Origin of the sequence: Streptomyces sp. NPDC049970, assembly GCF_040660235.1 — a bacterium.
Lineage (GTDB): Bacteria > Actinomycetota > Actinomycetes > Streptomycetales > Streptomycetaceae > Streptomyces.
This window is the reverse complement of sequence record NZ_JBFALP010000006.1, coordinates 50,273-66,856: the sequence shown is the minus strand read 5'-3', so window position 1 is coordinate 66,856 and position 16,584 is coordinate 50,273. Positions and strand designations below refer to the sequence as shown.

Here is a 16,584-nt window from a genome sequence, read left to right as displayed (position 1 = left end):
TCACCCATCGCGTCACGCACGAGTGACATCGACCACGAGCAGAAGAGGTACCTCCATGGAGGAGTACGCACTCCAGGCGGTCGAACGCCTGACGACCCGTACGACCGAGCCGTACGAGACGATCTCCGTCACACCGGTGACTCCGTTGCTGGGCGCCGAAGTGACCGGCCTCGACCTGTCCCAGGAACTGTCGTCCCGTCAGGAAGCCGAACTGGGACGCGCGTTCCTCGCCCACCACGTGCTGGTCTTCCGTGACCAGGACATCACCCCCGAGCAGCACAAGCGGTTCGCCGCCCGCTTCGGCGAACTGCACCCCGTGGCACTCGCGGCCGACGACTCCGACCCGCACATCCTTGAGATCAGGGCCACGAAGGAGTCCCGGGCCATCGCGGGCAACGGCTGGCACGCCGACGGCACCGCCGACCCGGAGCCCTCGCTCGGCTCCATGCTGTACATCACGGAGACCCCCGAAGGGGGCAGCGGCGGAGACACTCTTTTCGCCAACATGCACCTGGCCTACGAACTCCTCTCCCCGGCCATGCGCTCCTTCCTGGACGGGCTCACCGCACTGCACGACGGCGCCCTGCCCTGGGCCACCGCCGGACAGACCCCACCGGCGGAGTACGACGTCCCCCGCACCGAGCACCCCGTGGTCGTCCTGCACCCGGAGACCGGACGCAAGCTGCTCTTCGTCAACGGCCCCTACACCTCGCACATCACCCAGCTGTCAAGGCCGGAGAGCGACGCGCTCCTCCAGATGCTCTACGCGCACATAGCCCGCACACCCCTGCTCCAGTGCCGCATACGCTGGCAGCCGCGCACCCTGGTGTTCTGGGACAATCGCTGCGTACAGCACCACGCGGTCTGGGACTACTTCCCCCACGGCCGCTACGGCCAACGCGTCGCCATCAACGGCACCCGCCCCCAGCGAGGTTCCACCGCCTGACCCGGTGGTGGCGCGCACGGAGGCCCACCCGGCCTGCCCTACCCTCGCCCGTCGAAGGCTCCGGCCTGTCAGGAGGTGAGCGCGGCGGCCTCGTCCAGGCGGGAGGCGGCCGTCCGCCACGCGGTGGTCACGGCCGTGCGTGCCCGGTCCGTCTGGAACGCGCGGCCGTCGGCCGGCTCGAGCGGCGCGCCCACGTGCACATGGAGTTCCGGTCGGCGCAGGGGCGCCGTGACCAGCCCGGCGAGCTGCTTGACGGTGCTGCCCGAGGTGACTCTGCGGGCGCCGGCCTGGCCCACGGGAACGATGGGTGCGCCGGTGCGCTCGGCCAGCCTGGCCAGGCCGCTACGGAAGGCCTCGGGCGCCGCTTCCGCGGCGTCCTTGCGACGAGGCAGACCACCCTCGGCGTAGATGAGGACAAGCCGTCCCCGCCCCAGGGCCTCCGCCGCGGCGTCCAGCGAGGCCGCCGCGCGGCTGTCCCCGCGGATGACGGGAATGTACCCCTCGCGGGCGAGCGCGCGGCCGAGCAGGGGGACGCGCCACAGCCCTGCCGCCGCCATGACGACCGGCTCGACTCCGAGACGGCGCAGGGCGGCGACGACGACGGCGGGGTCGGCCAGGGACGTGTGATTGGCGGCGATGATGCTGCCTGGTTCGAGGCGGGCACCGGGGTCCGTGGTCACCGAAAGGCGGCCGACGGCCGGCACCAGGATGTGGGCGATGCGACTGAGCATGAAGGGGCCCCCGCTCTCACTGGATGTTGACCTTCATCATCGAAGGCGGGCGCCGCCCGGGCATGAGCCCTCCTACTCATCTCTGCGGCCGGGCTGCGGATGGTGGGCCGCCGGCTCCGGTGCCGCGGACAGCCGCGCGGCGGCCGGAGGACCCGGCAGGGCCTCGCTCACCGGAGGGAGCCGAGCAGCAGTCTCGCCGCCGTCTCCGCCCCGTCGGTGCGGATCCGGCCCCCCAGAGCGTCGGCCCGCGCCCGGGCCCGGGGTGACAGGGCCGTCTCGAAGGCGGCGGAGACGGTCTCGGTGGTCGGCGTCTGACCATCGAGTGCCGCACCGATACCCAGGTCCGCCACCCGGCCGGCCCAGTACGGGTTGTCCGCCAGTTGGAGAGGCACCACCACTTGTGGCACACCCGCTCGTGCGGCCGTCACCGTCGTGCCCGCGCCACCGTGGTGGACCACCGCGGCCACCCTGCCGAACAGACGCTGGTGGTTGACCTCGCCCACGGCGAAGCAGTCGTCTCCGTCGTCCACCGGATCCAGCTCGGCCCAACCACGGGAGACGAGTGCGCGGAGCCCCCGCGCACGGATCACCTCGACGGCCTTACGGACGATGTCCTGCGACGGGCGCAAGCTGCCGAAGCCCACGTAGACCGGCGGCGCGCCCGCGTCAAGGAACGTCAGCAAGGGCGCAGGGAGGGGGCGTTCATTCGGCAGGTACCACGCACCGGTCTGCGTCACGTCGATGCCCGGGGTCTCCCGCCACGGTCCCAGGACCGGGTCCGCCGCCAGCCACGGCCGGTCGGTGAGTACGTGGTCGCGGACGTTGTCCACCGGTGGCAGACCCATCGACGCCCGGTGGTTGTTGAGCGGCTCGGCGAACTGCGCGTTCACGTTGCGGGCGTCCAGCTCCCACAGTGTCCGGTTGTCGATCACCTCCGGCCGCGGCCAGCCGGGTCGCGGTGGCGGCGCATGATGCGGCGACGGCAGGTTGACCGCCGAATAGCCTGCATACACGTAGCGGATGCCCGCGGCCTCTGCCACGGACCGCGCGGCGATCTGCGCCAGGCCCGCCGCGACCAGCACGTCACATCCGTCGGCCGCTTCCGGGAAGGCGTCGAACTGCGTGTCGACCATCTCCGTCCGGTACCGGGACAGCTCCGCCGCCGACGGCAGACTCGTCCCGCGCATCAACTCCCGTACGGGTGGCCCGACCGGCACCAGCCGCACACCGAGTCCGGCCAGCCGCTCCGCGAACTCCTCGTCCGGCGGGGCGCACATCCGCACCTCCGCGCCGAGCGCCTGCAGCCGCACCGCGAGTGCCACCAGCGGTTCGACATCGCCACGAGTCCCGTACGTGGACAGCAGCACTCGCATTCGGCGTCCTCTTCCGTTCCGTCTACCCATACGCACGAGCGCGCGTACGCACAGGTTCTGAGTGGGTCTCATGAACCGCGCCGGATCAGGCCGTAGCGGGTGGGCGGCAGCAGTTTACGTCGCCCGGTGGGGAACGCCGCGCCGGCGCCCAAGTGCAGCGGCTCATCGGAGCCTTGCTCTGCCCAGGCGCAGGTGAGCACGGCTGGGGACGGGTGTACCCGCCCGTGCGCGAGCCCTCGGGCCCGGCAGCTGCAGGGACCGTGCCGGTGCAGCGGCGAGCAGCCCGTCGAGGTCCCTCGCCGACAACTCGTCGATCACCGCTCCCTCTCGCGTGGAGCCGTCCTCGGTGACTACGGTGAGAGCCGGCGCTTCGTCCGGAGCGACCGCACGGCGTCGGTCTCGGCCGCCCGAACCCGGCGAGCCGTCCAAGGTTCCCGATCGTCAACACAACCTGAGAGCCGGTCCATGCACAGATCGTCCGTCCCCGATGTTTCGATCATCCTGCCCTGCGCCGGATTCGGAACGCGCTTCGGTGCGCCCTACTCGAAGGAGCTGCACTGTCTTGCTCCGGGGGTCACCGTGCTGGACCGAAGCCTGCAGTCCGTCGTCGAACTGGCCGAGAGCGGACTCGACGTGCGCCTGGTGGTCGTGTTCAGGACCCACAAGCTGGACACGGTGGGTTATCTCGCGCGCTACGCCGAGACCTTTCAGATGGTGTTCGTCTACCAGGACGAGTCGCTCGAACCCGGGCTCGACGGAGCCATACGGTCCGCCCTGCCGATGACCCTGGGACCGGTGGCCCTTGTGCTGCCTGACATCGTTGTCTCAGGCGTGGGCAGTGCCGGTTGCCTCCTCGCCGCATTGCGACGGACCGATGTGTCGGGCTGGAGCGTGGTGGCCGCCGAAGAGCGGGATCCCGTCATGCTGCGGCAGATGGGCGCGCTCGGTCTGGTCGAGGGGGGCGGTGTCCTGACAGTCGGCGCGGCCGAGGACAAGCCTGCGGACTCATCCGGCTTCAACGCGTTCTGGGGCATGGTCGCGGTCACAGAGGAGGAGGCGCACCGCCTGCCCGACGTGGTGAGCAAAGGCGTGGACAGCCCGCTGGCCGGTGCGGTCGCGCACAGGGTCGAGCGAATCGTCAACTACAACACGGCCGCAGGCTGACCACCGGGCGCCCCACCGTGTTCCCCCCCCGCCCACGCCGGTGCGTGAACAGGACCGACCGCACCGGCCGGGTGACCGCGGCCCACCGTCCACGGAGCTCTCCTCGACGCGAGCCGTGCGAGGCCCGGCAGCCACCCGAGGGCATGCCGCGGCTGCCGTCGGGCGGCAGCCGCGGGACAGCCCTTAAACTCTGTCCGGGCGCAACCGCACCGACCGGATGTGTGACAGACCCACCGACTCGACGTGTGACAGACCCAACCGACTCTGCCGGTGACGATGCGGTTCCGACCGGTCCGGAGCCGTCGACCTGAACGGAAGAAGCACCGAACATGACCGGGCAACAGGACCGTTGGACGGAACTCACCGGCGGACAAGCAGGTGAGGAGTACGCCCGGCGCTTCGCGCGGCTCGCCGAATCGGGACACGACATCCACGGCGAGGCAGCGTTCTGCGCCGCGTTGCTGAACGAGGCCTCCCGGGTGCTCGACGCCGGCTGCGGCACGGGCCGGATCGCGATCCGGCTCGCCGAGCTGGGCCACCGCTGCACGGGCGTGGACGTCGACTCCTCCATGCTCGCCGTCGCCCGCCGCACGGCCCCCGGGCAGGAATGGATCCTCGGCGACCTTGCCGGCCTCGACACCCTCGGCCTCGATCCGGGTTTCGACCTGGTGCTCGCCGCCGGAAACGTCATCCCCCTGCTGGCCTCCGGCACCGAATCGACCGTGGTCCGGCAACTGGCCGCCACACTGCGCCCAGGCGGGCTGTTGGTCACGGGAATGGGCCTGGACGCCGCGCACCTCCCCCTGCCGGAAGCGCCGTTGACCCTGACGGACTTCGACACCTGGTGCGACCAGGCCGGACTGACCTTGAGCCGGCGTTACGCAACCTGGAGCGGCGAGCCCTACCAACACGGCTGCGGCTATGCCGTCAGCGTGCACGCCCGCCCCGCCGTGTGAGCCCGCACCCCGCGCCCACACGGCACCTCGCGTGACCTGATGCCCTGGGCGAGACCCGCACACCCGGCCTCGACCCGCTGACCGGGCTCGGCCCCGTCCCGGACACCGCGACGGGACGGGCAGCCGGCCTCTCAGATGGCGCTGAGCGGATGGGAGGCCGTGGCGGAGCGCGGGGGCCAGGCGCGGGGGGCCAGGATGCCGAGGACGTAGGCACGGGCGACCAGGGCGGGTCTGGTCGCGGCGCCCAGGAGTTCACGCAGTCGGCTGAGGTGGTAGTCGAGCGTCTGCCTGGACAGCTTCAGTGAAGCCGCTATCTCGCCGTTGCTGCTGCCCTCCGCGAGCAGGGACAGGATCCGGATCTGCGCGGCGGTGAGCGGCGGATGAGCGTCGTGGGCGAGGCTCTGGTGGGTGACGACGGCCCAGACGTTCCTGGCCCGGGCGGCGGAGCGGCCGACCGTCGTCAGGTGGAGCTGTGCGCGGCGTTGCCGCCCCTGGGCATCGACGAGCACGGCGGATGTCTCCACCCGCCTGACACGGCGCGCTATCAGACCGTTCCACCTCCCGTGGAGCCGACCGAGGTCGGGCGCCGGTGCCAGCAGGGTGTGCGCGCGGCGGCCGACGAGGTCGGACCGGCAGGTCTGGAAGAGTTCGGCAGCGGCCGCGCTCGCCTGCACCACGCGTCCGTTCGCCGACAGCAGCGCGCAGGGCAGCCCGCTGTGATCGCGCAGCGCCTGCAGGTTCTCCTCGGCCTCCCGGCGCTGCACCATCGCGCGGGTGTGCTCCGTGATGTCCACGTAGATCCCGGCGATACAGGTCTCCCCGTTCTCCTGCACGGGGAAGCGGTGCCCCGCCGCCTGCCCGGTGCTGCCGTCGGAGCGCCGATAGCTCAGGGTGTGGCGCACCGGCTTGCCTCGGGTGAGGATCTCCTGGTCCAGGGCGCGGAACTGGACCGCGTCGGGATGGGAGTCGAAGTCCTCGATGTACTTGCCGACCACCTCTTCCGGCGTGGTCGCGTATAGGTGCGCGTAGGCGTGGTTGGCCCACAGGTAGCGTCCGTCGCGGTCCCGGATGAAGGCCGCGGCCGGGGCGAAGTCGGCGAAGTTCGCGAACGCGGCGTACCGGCGCGGGCCGTCGGGCCGCGCGCCGACCTCCACCGCGAGCCCGCGCACGCGACCCCGGCCGAGGCTCTCGTCCAGCTGCCAGCCCACGTCGAAGGTACGGCCCTCGAACTGGGCCTGTCCTCCGCCGGTCGCGGGGGAGTGCCCCGGGGCCGGCAGCTCCTGGCGCATCCGGTCGAGGAAACGCCGCGTCGTGTGCGGGTCGGCGAAGGCGCCGCCTCCCCTCTCCAGTACGCGCCACTGCCTGTCAACCTCCCACCAGGACACGCGTAGATGCTCGAGCAGTCCTTTGAGACCGGAATCGTCCACGGGGGCCTTCCCTCTTTGGTGGTCCGACTGAAGCGGGGTGCCATCGCCATCCGTATCCCGTCCGGAACCCCCGCATGCCCGGTTCTCGGCCGACCTGGACAGTCTGCGCGCGCCCACCGGCGCTCGCGCAACTCTCACGAGGGTTCGACGCGGCCCGCGACTCTGGCATTTGCCTGATCGGTACATGCCCTCGGTGGCGCTCAGGGCCCCCCGCGCCTGATTCCCTTGTGTGTACGGACGAACACACCATGTCACGGGCGGGTGTCTGCGTCCGACGCCCCTGGCGAGTATCGGCCGGGGCGATTCCCGCGGTCGGGTTCCGGGCGAACTGTCCGACGACGTGCGGCCCACACACGAACGAACGGAGACGAACTTCAGTGAGCAACGTCCTGCTGGTGCATGCCAAGGGTGGCCCGCCGCTCGGCTACGTCCTGTCCCGGGCGGCCTCGAAGGCGCGCGTGCACCTGCTGGCGCTCAGCGCTCTTCCGCCGGCCGTCGCCGACTACGCAGAGACTCTCTGCGCCTCGGTCGTGACACCCTCCGACGCGGAGCGCTCCGACCTGGTCTCCCTGATCGTCGCGCGAGCGCGCACCACGAAGGCGGACGCGGTGCTCACCTTCTCCGAGTACGCGGTCGTGGCAGTCGCCGAGGCCTGCGAGGCACTCGGCCTCCCGGGGGCCGGAAGCGCCTCCGACCTCGCCCGTGACAAGCGGTTGATGCGGCGGACCTGGCAGGAACACGGCCTGCCGCAACCCGAGTTCCGCCCGGTCGCCACCGAGGAGGACCTCCGCGAGGCCACCGGGACCCTGCCCTTCCCGCTGCTGCTCAAGGCCGCCTGGAGCGCGGGCTCCACCGCACACCAGATCATCCGCACCCCGCAGGAGGCCTCCGCCGCATGGCGGCGTTCGCGCGAGGTCATGGCCGAATCAGCACAGTTGGGCTACTCCGAGCTCCATGTGGCCGAGGCGGACGCGGACTTCGTCGTCGAGCAGATCGTGACCGGCACCGCCTCGGACTGGTTCGAAGACCCCGGCTGGGGCGACTACGTCAGCGTCGAGGGCGTCGTGGCCGACGGCGTGTTCCACCCGGTCTGTCTCAGCGGCCGGATGCCCACGGTCGAGCCGTTCACCGAACGTGCGGGGATCACCCCCGCACTGCTCCCCAAGGACGCGCAGGACCGCGTCGTGGCACTGGCCCGGGAGGCCGTCGACGCGCTCGGCCTCGAGAACTGCGGGACACACACCGAGATCAAGCTCGGCTCCGGCGGCCGCATGTGGCTGATCGAGACGGCCGCCCGGTTCGGCGGCGCGATGACCGTCCCGCAGATCGAGGAGGTCTTCCGGCTCGACCTCGTCGGCATGCTCGTCGACCACCTCCTGGGCCGCCCGGTCGACTGGCCCGCACAGGCCCGCACCCCTGAGCAGGCCTGCGGTGCGGCCGGTTCCCTCGTCGTCCTCGCGGTCGACGGGCGCGGCGGGGCCTGGCCGGAGCGGAGGGTCTGGGACTTCCCGGTGGTCTCGGCGGACGTCCCGCTCAGCCCCGGCAGCTCGTTGTCCGTGGTGGCGGAGAGCTCACTCGCCGACGGCAGCGTCATACCGGTCTACGACCCCGCCGCGGGTGCCAACACCATGGCCGCACTCTGCCTCCTCGCCGCCGCCGACCCGCGGACGGTCCTCCGCGACTTCGAGACCCTGGTGGACGTCCTGCCCCAGGTCCTGCCCGCCGCGACGTCCGAGGAGGCCTCCGTATGACCACGACCGCGCAGCTCCCCACCGGGTCCCCGGAGCCGGCCACGGACCGGACGGTCGTCGGCGGGAACCTCTCGCTGCCCCTGTTCCGCACACTCTCCGGAGTCCTGGCCGGTCACCCGTACCTCAAGGTCGTCGTCGACCGCGCCGAGAACACCTGGCACCTGCTCGACACGGCCGCACACCCCTTCCACGTGAACTACATAGCCACCCGGGTCCTGGGTATGGAGCTCGCCGAACTCGACGCCTCTCTGGACGAGTTCAACGCCTCCGTCTACATGGACCCCGAGCGCCGCTTCCTGCTGGGTGTGCTCTCCCTGCACACCGGGCACGACGCGGAGGGCCGCGAGCGCACCTTCCTGGTCCTGGAGACGACCGAGGCCGACACCATGCACGGCGCACTGCTCGAGGCCTTCCACGGCTTCGTCCGGGAGCGCGTCGACGGCAGGCTGCCGCTCCTGCTCAAGCCCGCGAACCACGGCCAGGAGGAGGAGCTGGCGACGATCAGTGAACTGCGCGTGCCGCGTATCAGCGGTCACGAACTCTTCGGCACCAGGACCCGGACGCCTCTCAACCCCGGTGACGCCACCGGGCGGCTGCGCTACTTCCGGACGAGCCAGGAGTACGCGGTCGCCGAGGCCGGGCTGGGCTGGGCGGACATCGTCGCCATGCCCTGTCTGCCGGACGACGTGCCCCGGGTGGCCGGATTCCTCAACACCGCCCCGATCACCCCGCTCTCGCACACCAACGTCCTCGCCTCGGGCTGGGGCATCCCCAACGCGATCGTCCGCGACCTTGAACAGCTCGTGGAGAAGGACGGCCTGGACGGCGCCTGGGTCCGCTACCGCGTCCGCGAGGACGAGGTCACCCTGGAGCGCCTCGACCGGGAACCGGGACTCGAGGCCCCCGCCTGGCACCAGCAGCGCATCCGCCTCGAACCCCCGCTCCTGGAGGACGCCCCCGTACTGTCCCTGCACCGGCTCCGCAGCGCCGACCGCGACCGGTACGGCACGAAGGCGGCCAACCTCGGCGAACTGCACCACGTACTCGACAGCCGCACGGCCGATCTCACCGCCTTCTACGGGCGCCCCAGGCCCCCGCGCGACGACCTCTACGGGCACCTCGCCGTCCGGCTCGGCCTGCACGCGCCCTCCGTCGACGAACTCCGCTCGGCAGCGGGCGCCTTCGTCGCCGGCATGGTCGAGGCACCGGACGGTGTCGCCCTGCCCTTCGCACTCCAGCACCGCTTCCTCACCTCTTCCCCCGCGCTCCAACAGGGCATCGGCAAACTGAAGATGGCGCTCGAACTCGACGCCTCCGACATGCTGGACTCGCTGTGCCTGCAACTCCAGCACCTGATCCGGCACACGCCCATGCCCGATTCCGTCACCCGGCAGATCCAGCAGGCCTTCCCCACCCCGTCCGCCGCGGGCGGCCGCCTCGTGGTGCGCTCCTCCTCCAACGCAGAGGACCTGCCCGGCTTCTCCGCGGCGGGCGTCTACGACTCCGTCACCACCGTGCGCGGCCCCGGCGAACTCCTCGACGCGGTACGCCAGGTGTGGGCCTCCATGCTGTCTCCGCGCAGCGTGCGGCTGCGCCACCAGGTCGGCATCTCCCTGGACGACACGTACATGGGGGTGATCATTCAGGAGTACGTCCCCGCCGCGCTCGGCGGCGTCCTCGTGACCTGCAACCCGACCCGGCGAGAGGACTTCCGCAACGTCTACCTCAACTGTTCGCCGGGGTCGCCCGAGAAGGTCGTCGAGGGCTCGGTCCTGCCCCAGCAGTACCTGTACAACACCGTCGAGGGCGGGGGCCGCACCGTCGCGCTCGGCTCCTGGAGCGAAGGGCTGTCCGCCGCCACCCGCGCCCGCCTCGCCGACCTCTCCCTGACGGGTCGTCTCCTGCAGTCCCACTTCAGCGCGCCGGACGTGGACAAGCCCCTGGACATCGAGTGGCTGATGACCGATCAGGAAGAGCTGCGCCTGGTCCAGATCCGCCCCTACGCACTGTGAGGCCCCGCCTCCCGTGGTCGTCCGCCGCCGCACAGCCCGGCGCCGCCCCGACCGAGACCGCCCGCCGCGTCATCCGGCTCACCTACGGCTTCCAGCTGTTGTTCAACCTGCTGTGGTGGATGCCGGTCTTCTACGCCTACCAGAAGGCGGCCGGGCTCTCGGACGGGCAGATCTTCGGCATTCAGAGCATCTACTACGTGGCCTTCTGCCTCTTCGAGATCCCGACCGGCCTGATCGCCGACCGAATCGGCACCCGCAACTGCCTGCGGGCCGGGGCGGTCGTCATGACGGCGGCGAATCTGGTCCCGGTGGTCAACCCCTCGTACGCCGGATTCCTCGTCCACTTCCTCGCGATCGCCGCGGGCCGCTCACTCACCTCCGGAGCGGCGAGCGCCTACCTGTACGACGGACTGCGGGCCGAGAAGTGCGACGAGCACTACCTGAGGACCGAGGGCACCGCACGGGCCCTCGGTCTGGCTGCCAAGGTCCTGTGCTGGCCCCTGGTCGGGCCCTTGATGACCCTCGCCCACACGGCTCCGTACGTGCTGAGCGCCGCGAGTGCGGCGGGCTCCCTGGCCTGTGCGGTGGCATTGCCGCGGCTCGCCGGCCCCGCGAACAGTTCGGCGGGAAGCGCGGGCGGAGGCCGCAGGGGCGGCGCGTTCCTGCGCGACGCGGGCTCCGCGCTGCGCTGCGTCGCAGCCTCGCCCTGGCTGGCCCTGGTGATGGTGCAGGGGGTGGCCGTCTTCACGCTCTCCCGGATCTGCCAGGTCAATCTCTTCCAGCCCATCCTGCTCGACCACGGCATCGGGGAGTCCTCGCACGGCGGGGTGTTGGCCGCCATGACGGTGGCGGAGGCCGTGGCCTCGGCCCGCCCCCAGTGGCTGAGCGGTCGCCTCACGCCGGTGGCCTGGGTGTCCGTCCTCAGCCTCGCGCTGGCGGGCACCCTGGCCGGCATCGCCCTCGGCGGTCCCTGGGTGGTCATCGCCCTGCTCTGCCTGTTCGCCGCGGCCACCGGCTTCGCCTACCCGATCCAGCGGAAGCTGGTGAACGACGCCGTGCCCGCCCATGCCCCACGGGCCACGCTGCTGTCGGTCGAGAGCATCGTCGACCGCGCGGTGTGCGCACTCGCCGCGGTCGCCGCGGGCGCCTACCTCTCCGCCGGGCGCCTGGACGACCTGCTGTGGCACAGCGCCCTGGCGACCGCGGTACTGCTCGGGGTCTTCCAACTGGTTCTGCGCAGTGGGGTGATGGCGCGAGGTTCCGGCCGGACCGGCACGGGAGGGGGCACCGCGGGGCCGGCCCCGGGTGAGGCCGCGGTTGCGGGTGCGGCCGATCCGAGCGCCCGGGTGGACGCCGCTTCGGGCCACGCGGACCGCCCGACCGGAGAGGGACGGTAGACGACGGTCGGTCAGGCGCGCGCAGGCCCGTGCACCTGCGGGGACACGGGCCCCGCGGGCGTCTTCGCCGGACCTGCGCGCGTGCTCCTCGACCGTCGTGCCCTGCCGTGCGCCTACGCGCGGGCGTCAGCGGGGCAGGTGCGCGAGCAGCTCGATCAGCCCGACCGGAAGGAAGTCGGGCCGGGAGGGCTGCCCGACCTGGTACGCCAGGTAGCCGATCGAGGCCGCCGTGTCGATCTCCTCGACGGTCTCCGCCTGGTAGACGAGGCGGCAGCCGCCCGAGCCGGCCTTCGCCCGCTCCCAGAGAGCGGGCGCAGGCTTGCGCTCGGCCTCGGTGCGCGGGGTGAGGATCCGGTCGCCGAAGTCGTCCCAGGCGAAGGGCGTGGAGCCCTTCCAGCCGGTGCCGACCTCCTTCTTCAGTCTGGCCGCGCGCTCGGCGTCGTTCGCACCCCAGGCGGACGGCACGTTGGTGATCAGCCCGACCTCGATGTGGCGTTCCCGCAGCACGCGCAGATACGCGGCAGCGCCGGGGAGGTAGTTCGTGCTCCCGTCCTCGGCCGTGTGCACCAGGGTCTCGCCCAGGTCGAAGTACACGACGGCGCAGCCGCGTTGTGCGCCGTGCTGCGTGGCGGTGAGCGTTCCCGTGTCTCCGGAGGCGGTCGCCGGTGCGGCCGCACCCGCGGTCGCTGCCAGCACGGTCGACGCCGCTGCGACACCCAGCGCGAGGCTCACTCGGACGAGGCCGCGGGAGGCGGATCTGTTCATGACGTCGGCGCCCTTCTTCTTGACGCGCCACAAGGACGCGAAAGTGTTCGGTACATGACACATCTCACCACACAAACGCGTACGCGGTGGGCGGGTGGCCGGAAGATCTCTCCTCGCGCCCCCGTCCTACCCCTGAACACCACGGGCCAGTCGGATCTCGGCCCGGATCCCAATAGGATGAAACGCTGCCGGATTCCCGTGTGGCGGAGCGGGCGATTCCCCACGCTGCTGCTGTGCACAGGATGATCAAAGATCAGGGTCGGCGCCGGAGCGTGCGCGGCGCCCGCGTGGGGAAGCAGAGGCAGCCGCAGGACCTACCGGCCCCACGGTCGAGCCCTGCCGGGGCGACGACACCGCGACGGGTACGGCTGCACGTGCGGGCGCGGTACTGGTTCGACAACACTCTGGCGAGGGGTGCGGCCGTTCTCATCGGGTGGCTCGCCGTCGCCTGCCTCACGGTCGTCGTCCCCGCGAGCGCGCTTCTGGTGTGGACGGACGACCAGGCCCCCGACAGCCCGTGGGCGAAGACCGCAGCGGTGTGGCGGAGCGTCGGACAGACACTCAGGCTCGGGGGCGAGGTCGGCAGCCCGTTGCGCGTGGTCCTGTCGGTGCTGCTGGCGCTGGTGGCGCTGTTCTACGTCTCTACCGTCGTCGGTCTCATGACCACGGCGATCACCGACGAGCTCGTCTCCCTGCGGCGTGGCCACTCCACCGTCCTGGAGCACGGCCACACCGCCGTCCTCGGGTGGTCGGCCCAGACATTCACCGTGGTGGCCGAACTCGTCGCGGCCAACGAAAACCGGAGGCGAGCCGCGGTCGTGATCCTCGCCGACCGGGACGTGACCGACATGGAGGAGGAGTTGCGCGGTGAGGTGGGGGACACCGGTCGCACGAGGGTCGTCTGCCGCAACGGACGCCCGACCGATCCCGCCGCGGTCGCGCGGGTCAGCCCGGCCACGGCGGACGTCGTGCTGGTCATGCAGAGTGACGAGCCCGACGAGGACGCGGAGACCGTCAAGAACCTGTTGGCCCTGCGGGCCACTGTCGACGGCAGCCGCGTGCGGATCGTGGCCGCGGTTCGCGACGCCCGCTACCGTCTCGCGGCCGAACTCGCCGGGGGCCCGGAGGCGGTCGTGCTCGAGGCCGACGACGTCACGGCCCGGCTCGTGGCCCAGTGTGCCCGGCAGCCCGGACTCTCGCTCGTCTACCAGGAACTGCTCGACTTCGTCGGCGACGAGTTCTACGTCGTCGACGCGTCGGCCCACGCAGGTCGCGCCTTCGCCGAGGTGCTGCGCATCTGCCCCGAGTCCAGCGTCGTCGGCCTCGTACGCGCGGACGGGACCCTCCGTCTGAACCCGCCGGGCGACTCGGTGGTCGGCCCACGGGATCAGCTCGTCGTGATCGCCCAGGACGACGACACCACGGTCCCCACCGACGAACCCGCCGTCTTCGACGAGTCGTTGATCGCGCTCGGGGCACCGGCGGCACCGCATCCCGACCGTGTAGTCCTGCTGGGATGGAACCGTCGTGCCCGGCACATCGTCCGCCATCTCGCGGGCCATCTCGCCGTCGGTTCCGTCCTCCATGTCGTGGCCGAGGCCGGCGAACGCCCCGCCGCAGAGCTACGGGCCGCCGCAGCGGAGATCGCCCCCACGCTGGCTGTCACCCTCACCAAGGCCGACCCCACCCTCCCGGGCACGGTGAACGACCTGGTCCTCGCAGATCACGACGGTGTCATCGTGCTCGGTCCGGACCGGGGCCCCGGAACGGAGGCTCCCGACGACCGTGCGCTGGTGACCCTGCTGCTCCTACGGGAACTGGAACGGACGTCGGGGGTCCCGGTCCGTGTCGTCACCGAGATGACCGACGACCGCAACCGAGCTCTCGCTCCCGTCGGTGTCGGTGCCGACTTCATCGTGAGCGGAAGGCTGATCGGTCTTCTGATGGTCCAGATCTCCCAGAACTGGCATCTTGCGCGCCTGTTCGAGGAACTCCTGGCTCCGCACGGCAACGCGATCCACCTCAGGCCCGCGGGTGACTACATCCTGACAGGACGGCGGACGTCCTTCGCCACCGTCGTCGAATCGGCCTCACGCCGGGGGGAGTGCGCCATCGGCTACCGAAGCCCTGACCTGGCACGCCCGGGAATCGACCACGGGGTGCGGATCAACCCCGCCAAGAACGAGGTCCGTTGCTGGAGCGTGGGTGATGACGTCATCGTCATAGCCGGGCGGTGAGGGACCGGCCTCGGCCTGTGCGGAGCATCCGATTGGTCGTTCGGGGGATTGCGGGACAGGAGCGGGACGCTACTCCCGGTCCCCATGGCGCGGCGCGGGCGGACCAGGGAAAGGGCGCCCGTCCGCCGCCTCGCGACGCAGCCCCGGCCACACGGTGTGGGGGCCATCACCTGGCCCCTTCCCTGATCCGACCCGACCCGAGGGCCCCTAATACCGTGACCCTCTGCGGGGGCGGAAGCGGCTGGATGAGCGGCGAATCCTGAATGGGATCGTGTGGAGTCCCGGACCGGGACGGCCTGCCGGGACGTGCCCGAACGATACGGGCCGTGGGCCACACTCCACACCCGTTTTCGCAGGTGGCCGGCGGACGGGACGTTCGGCCGGATGTTGTGGACCGCCCAGGCCGAGGCGGACGCGGCGGGCGATATCGACTGGCTGGTGTCGGTCGACTCCATGATCGCCCGGGCCCACCGGCATGGGGCCGGCGCCCGAAAGGGGGCTCCGCGACCCGGCCCCCGGCCGGTCCAGAGGGGGCCTGACCAGCAAGGTCCATCTGGCGTGCGACGGTCGGGGTCGTCCACTCGGCTTCGTCATCACGGGTGGCAACACCAACCACTGCACCCGCTTCACCGCCGTGATTGAAGCGATCCGGGTGCCCCGGACCGGACCCGGACGACCCCGCGTCCGGCCTGATCACGTCCTGGCGACAAGGGCTACAGCTCGAAGGCGATCCGTGCCTGGCTCCGCCGCCGCGGCATCGCGCACACGATTCCCGAGCGGGCCGACCAGGTCCGCAACCGGGCCCGGCGAGGCAGCCGCGGATGCCGCCCGCCGGCCTTCGACCGCGAGGCCCACAAGCACCGCAACGTCGTCGAACGGTGCTTCAACCGCCTGAAGCAATGGCGCGGCATCGCCACCCGCTACGACAAGACCACCCAGTCCCACGAAGCAGCCGTCACCCTCGCCTCACTCCTGATGCGGGCGGGCGTGTGAAGACAACTCCTACCCCTTCATGTAGTTGTAACGGGAACGGAACAGCCCGTAGGAAGGTCGGCCGCAATCTCACGTCCCGCCCCGAGCGTTGGCGCTGTCCGCGCAGAAGTGCGGTCATACCCAGACAGGAAGCGTGCCGGACGCGTGCTGAAGGCGACAGCCGGCCGTCGAGGTGAGGACTGGTGCGAGCTCCGCGATGCTCACGCGGTCCGTGACGGCCCGGCTCGGAACCACCACCGTGCACGACGTTCCCGCACCGGCTCCGGATCGAGGGCTGGTAAGGCGGCGGGGGGAGGGGCCGTCCGCTCCGGTTCCAGCCCCACCCTGCCCGGATGCACGCAGACAGGTATCCGGTCGTCGGCGGTGTAACGGAATCCGTCCGCAGCATCGAACGGCCATTGCCTGCTGGGCCGGTCCGCCACCAGGAACCCCGCACGCGGAAGGCGCAGAGCCGGGCAGAACCAACAGCACGGGTAGTCCGATTCCGGATCGATGAAGGGCGCTCGGGCCGCGTCGTCCATACCTCCAGGACGGTAGCGCAGGGCCGAGCCCGGTGTCGGGCCGCCCCCATCAGCGCCCCGGCAGGACGCCTGCCCCGGCAGGAACCGCCTCTGGTCCCCGGCCGGCGCAACCACAGCCCCTCGGGGGCACGGGCCGTCCACAGCTCCTTGACCGGCTAAGTAGTCCGCGAACGGGCAGTCAGTCGTCCTGTCGCGGACGGCAGTTGCGGTTCCGCGCGGCGCTCGGCCGACATGCGCAACCCGAAGCCGGTCGTTGAACCACGTCGGGTCCTCCACGCCGGACGGGCGCGGGTCGGGGGGAGTGGACCGGT

General features: G+C 71.4%; 11 protein-coding genes and 1 pseudogene. 8 read left to right on the top strand and 4 right to left on the bottom strand.

From position 1 onward, the window contains the following. Positions 1-55 precede the first annotated feature (55 nt). On the top strand, positions 56-946 hold the full coding sequence (locus AB0I83_RS13670) for a TauD/TfdA family dioxygenase (protein ID WP_363304690.1): 891 nt from the start codon (positions 56-58) through the stop codon (positions 944-946). A 68-nt stretch (positions 947-1,014) separates the two neighbouring features. Here the strand turns inward: AB0I83_RS13670 and AB0I83_RS13665 are convergent, their stop codons facing one another. Further along, the gene (locus AB0I83_RS13665) at positions 1,015-1,677 is read right to left on the bottom strand and encodes a lysophospholipid acyltransferase family protein (RefSeq protein ID WP_363304689.1); all 663 of its coding nucleotides are present in this window, start codon (positions 1,675-1,677) and stop codon (positions 1,015-1,017) included. Positions 1,678-1,844: 167 nt separating this feature from the next. Then, on the bottom strand, positions 1,845-3,050 hold the full coding sequence (locus AB0I83_RS13660; RefSeq protein ID WP_363304688.1) for a glycosyltransferase: 1,206 nt from the start codon (positions 3,048-3,050) through the stop codon (positions 1,845-1,847). A 465-nt stretch (positions 3,051-3,515) separates the two neighbouring features. Here AB0I83_RS13660 and AB0I83_RS13655 point away from each other — a divergent pair, with 465 nt between their 5' ends. Further along, positions 3,516-4,214 carry a hypothetical protein gene (locus AB0I83_RS13655; protein WP_363304687.1) on the top strand — a complete coding sequence of 233 codons (699 nt, stop codon included), beginning with the start codon at positions 3,516-3,518 and terminating at the stop codon, positions 4,212-4,214. A 329-nt stretch (positions 4,215-4,543) separates the two neighbouring features. Beyond that, entirely contained in the window at positions 4,544-5,170 is a 627-nt protein-coding gene (locus AB0I83_RS13650) for a class I SAM-dependent methyltransferase (RefSeq protein WP_363304686.1), read from the top strand. Positions 5,171-5,301: 131 nt separating this feature from the next. Here the strand turns inward: AB0I83_RS13650 and AB0I83_RS13645 are convergent, their stop codons facing one another. Beyond that, on the bottom strand, positions 5,302-6,597 hold the full coding sequence (locus AB0I83_RS13645; protein WP_356530040.1) for a PAS domain S-box protein: 1,296 nt from the start codon (positions 6,595-6,597) through the stop codon (positions 5,302-5,304). Positions 6,598-6,974: 377 nt separating this feature from the next. Between AB0I83_RS13645 and AB0I83_RS13640 the strand changes: the two genes are divergently transcribed. From AB0I83_RS13640 to AB0I83_RS13630, 3 genes are read left to right on the top strand one after another with little or no spacing between them, the layout of a single operon-like run. Further along, a complete protein-coding gene (locus AB0I83_RS13640; protein WP_363304685.1) occupies positions 6,975-8,348 on the top strand; it encodes an ATP-grasp domain-containing protein in 1,374 nt (457 codons plus the stop codon). Then, the gene (locus tag AB0I83_RS13635) at positions 8,345-10,360 is read left to right on the top strand and encodes a PEP/pyruvate-binding domain-containing protein (protein WP_363304684.1); all 2,016 of its coding nucleotides are present in this window, start codon (positions 8,345-8,347) and stop codon (positions 10,358-10,360) included. Before AB0I83_RS13640 ends, AB0I83_RS13635 begins: the two co-directional genes overlap by 4 nt. Next, the gene (locus tag AB0I83_RS13630) at positions 10,357-11,757 is read left to right on the top strand and encodes an MFS transporter (protein ID WP_363304683.1); all 1,401 of its coding nucleotides are present in this window, start codon (positions 10,357-10,359) and stop codon (positions 11,755-11,757) included. The genes AB0I83_RS13635 and AB0I83_RS13630 overlap by 4 nt, the downstream gene beginning before the upstream one ends. Positions 11,758-11,883: 126 nt before the next feature. Here the strand turns inward: AB0I83_RS13630 and AB0I83_RS13625 are convergent, their stop codons facing one another. Next, positions 11,884-12,522 carry a hypothetical protein gene (locus AB0I83_RS13625; RefSeq protein WP_363304682.1) on the bottom strand — a complete coding sequence of 213 codons (639 nt, stop codon included), beginning with the start codon at positions 12,520-12,522 and terminating at the stop codon, positions 11,884-11,886. Between the two features lie 374 nt (positions 12,523-12,896). Between AB0I83_RS13625 and AB0I83_RS13620 the strand changes: the two genes are divergently transcribed. Continuing rightward, complete coding sequence (locus AB0I83_RS13620; RefSeq protein WP_363304681.1) at positions 12,897-14,759, top strand: NAD-binding lipoprotein; 1,863 nt, start codon at positions 12,897-12,899, stop codon at positions 14,757-14,759. 226 nt (positions 14,760-14,985) lie between these two features. Continuing rightward, a pseudogene (locus AB0I83_RS13615) lies at positions 14,986-15,752 on the top strand (IS5 family transposase); the annotation flags it as partial. Positions 15,753-16,584: the final 832 nt, after the last annotated feature.

Bases quoted from the DNA above. Each gene is read 5' to 3' on its own strand.
- AB0I83_RS13655 (WP_363304687.1), top strand. From the start codon at position 3,516: ATGCACAGATCGTCCGTCCCCGATGTTTCGATCATCCTGCCCTGCGCC.
- AB0I83_RS13650 (WP_363304686.1), top strand. From the start codon at position 4,544: ATGACCGGGCAACAGGACCGTTGGACGGAACTCACCGGCGGACAAGCA.
- AB0I83_RS13670 (WP_363304690.1), top strand. From the start codon at position 56: ATGGAGGAGTACGCACTCCAGGCGGTCGAACGCCTGACGACCCGTACG.
- AB0I83_RS13635 (WP_363304684.1), top strand. From the start codon at position 8,345: ATGACCACGACCGCGCAGCTCCCCACCGGGTCCCCGGAGCCGGCCACG.
- AB0I83_RS13625 (WP_363304682.1), bottom strand. From the start codon at position 12,522: ATGAACAGATCCGCCTCCCGCGGCCTCGTCCGAGTGAGCCTCGCGCTG.
- AB0I83_RS13665 (WP_363304689.1), bottom strand. From the start codon at position 1,677: ATGCTCAGTCGCATCGCCCACATCCTGGTGCCGGCCGTCGGCCGCCTT.
- AB0I83_RS13660 (WP_363304688.1), bottom strand. From the start codon at position 3,050: ATGCGAGTGCTGCTGTCCACGTACGGGACTCGTGGCGATGTCGAACCG.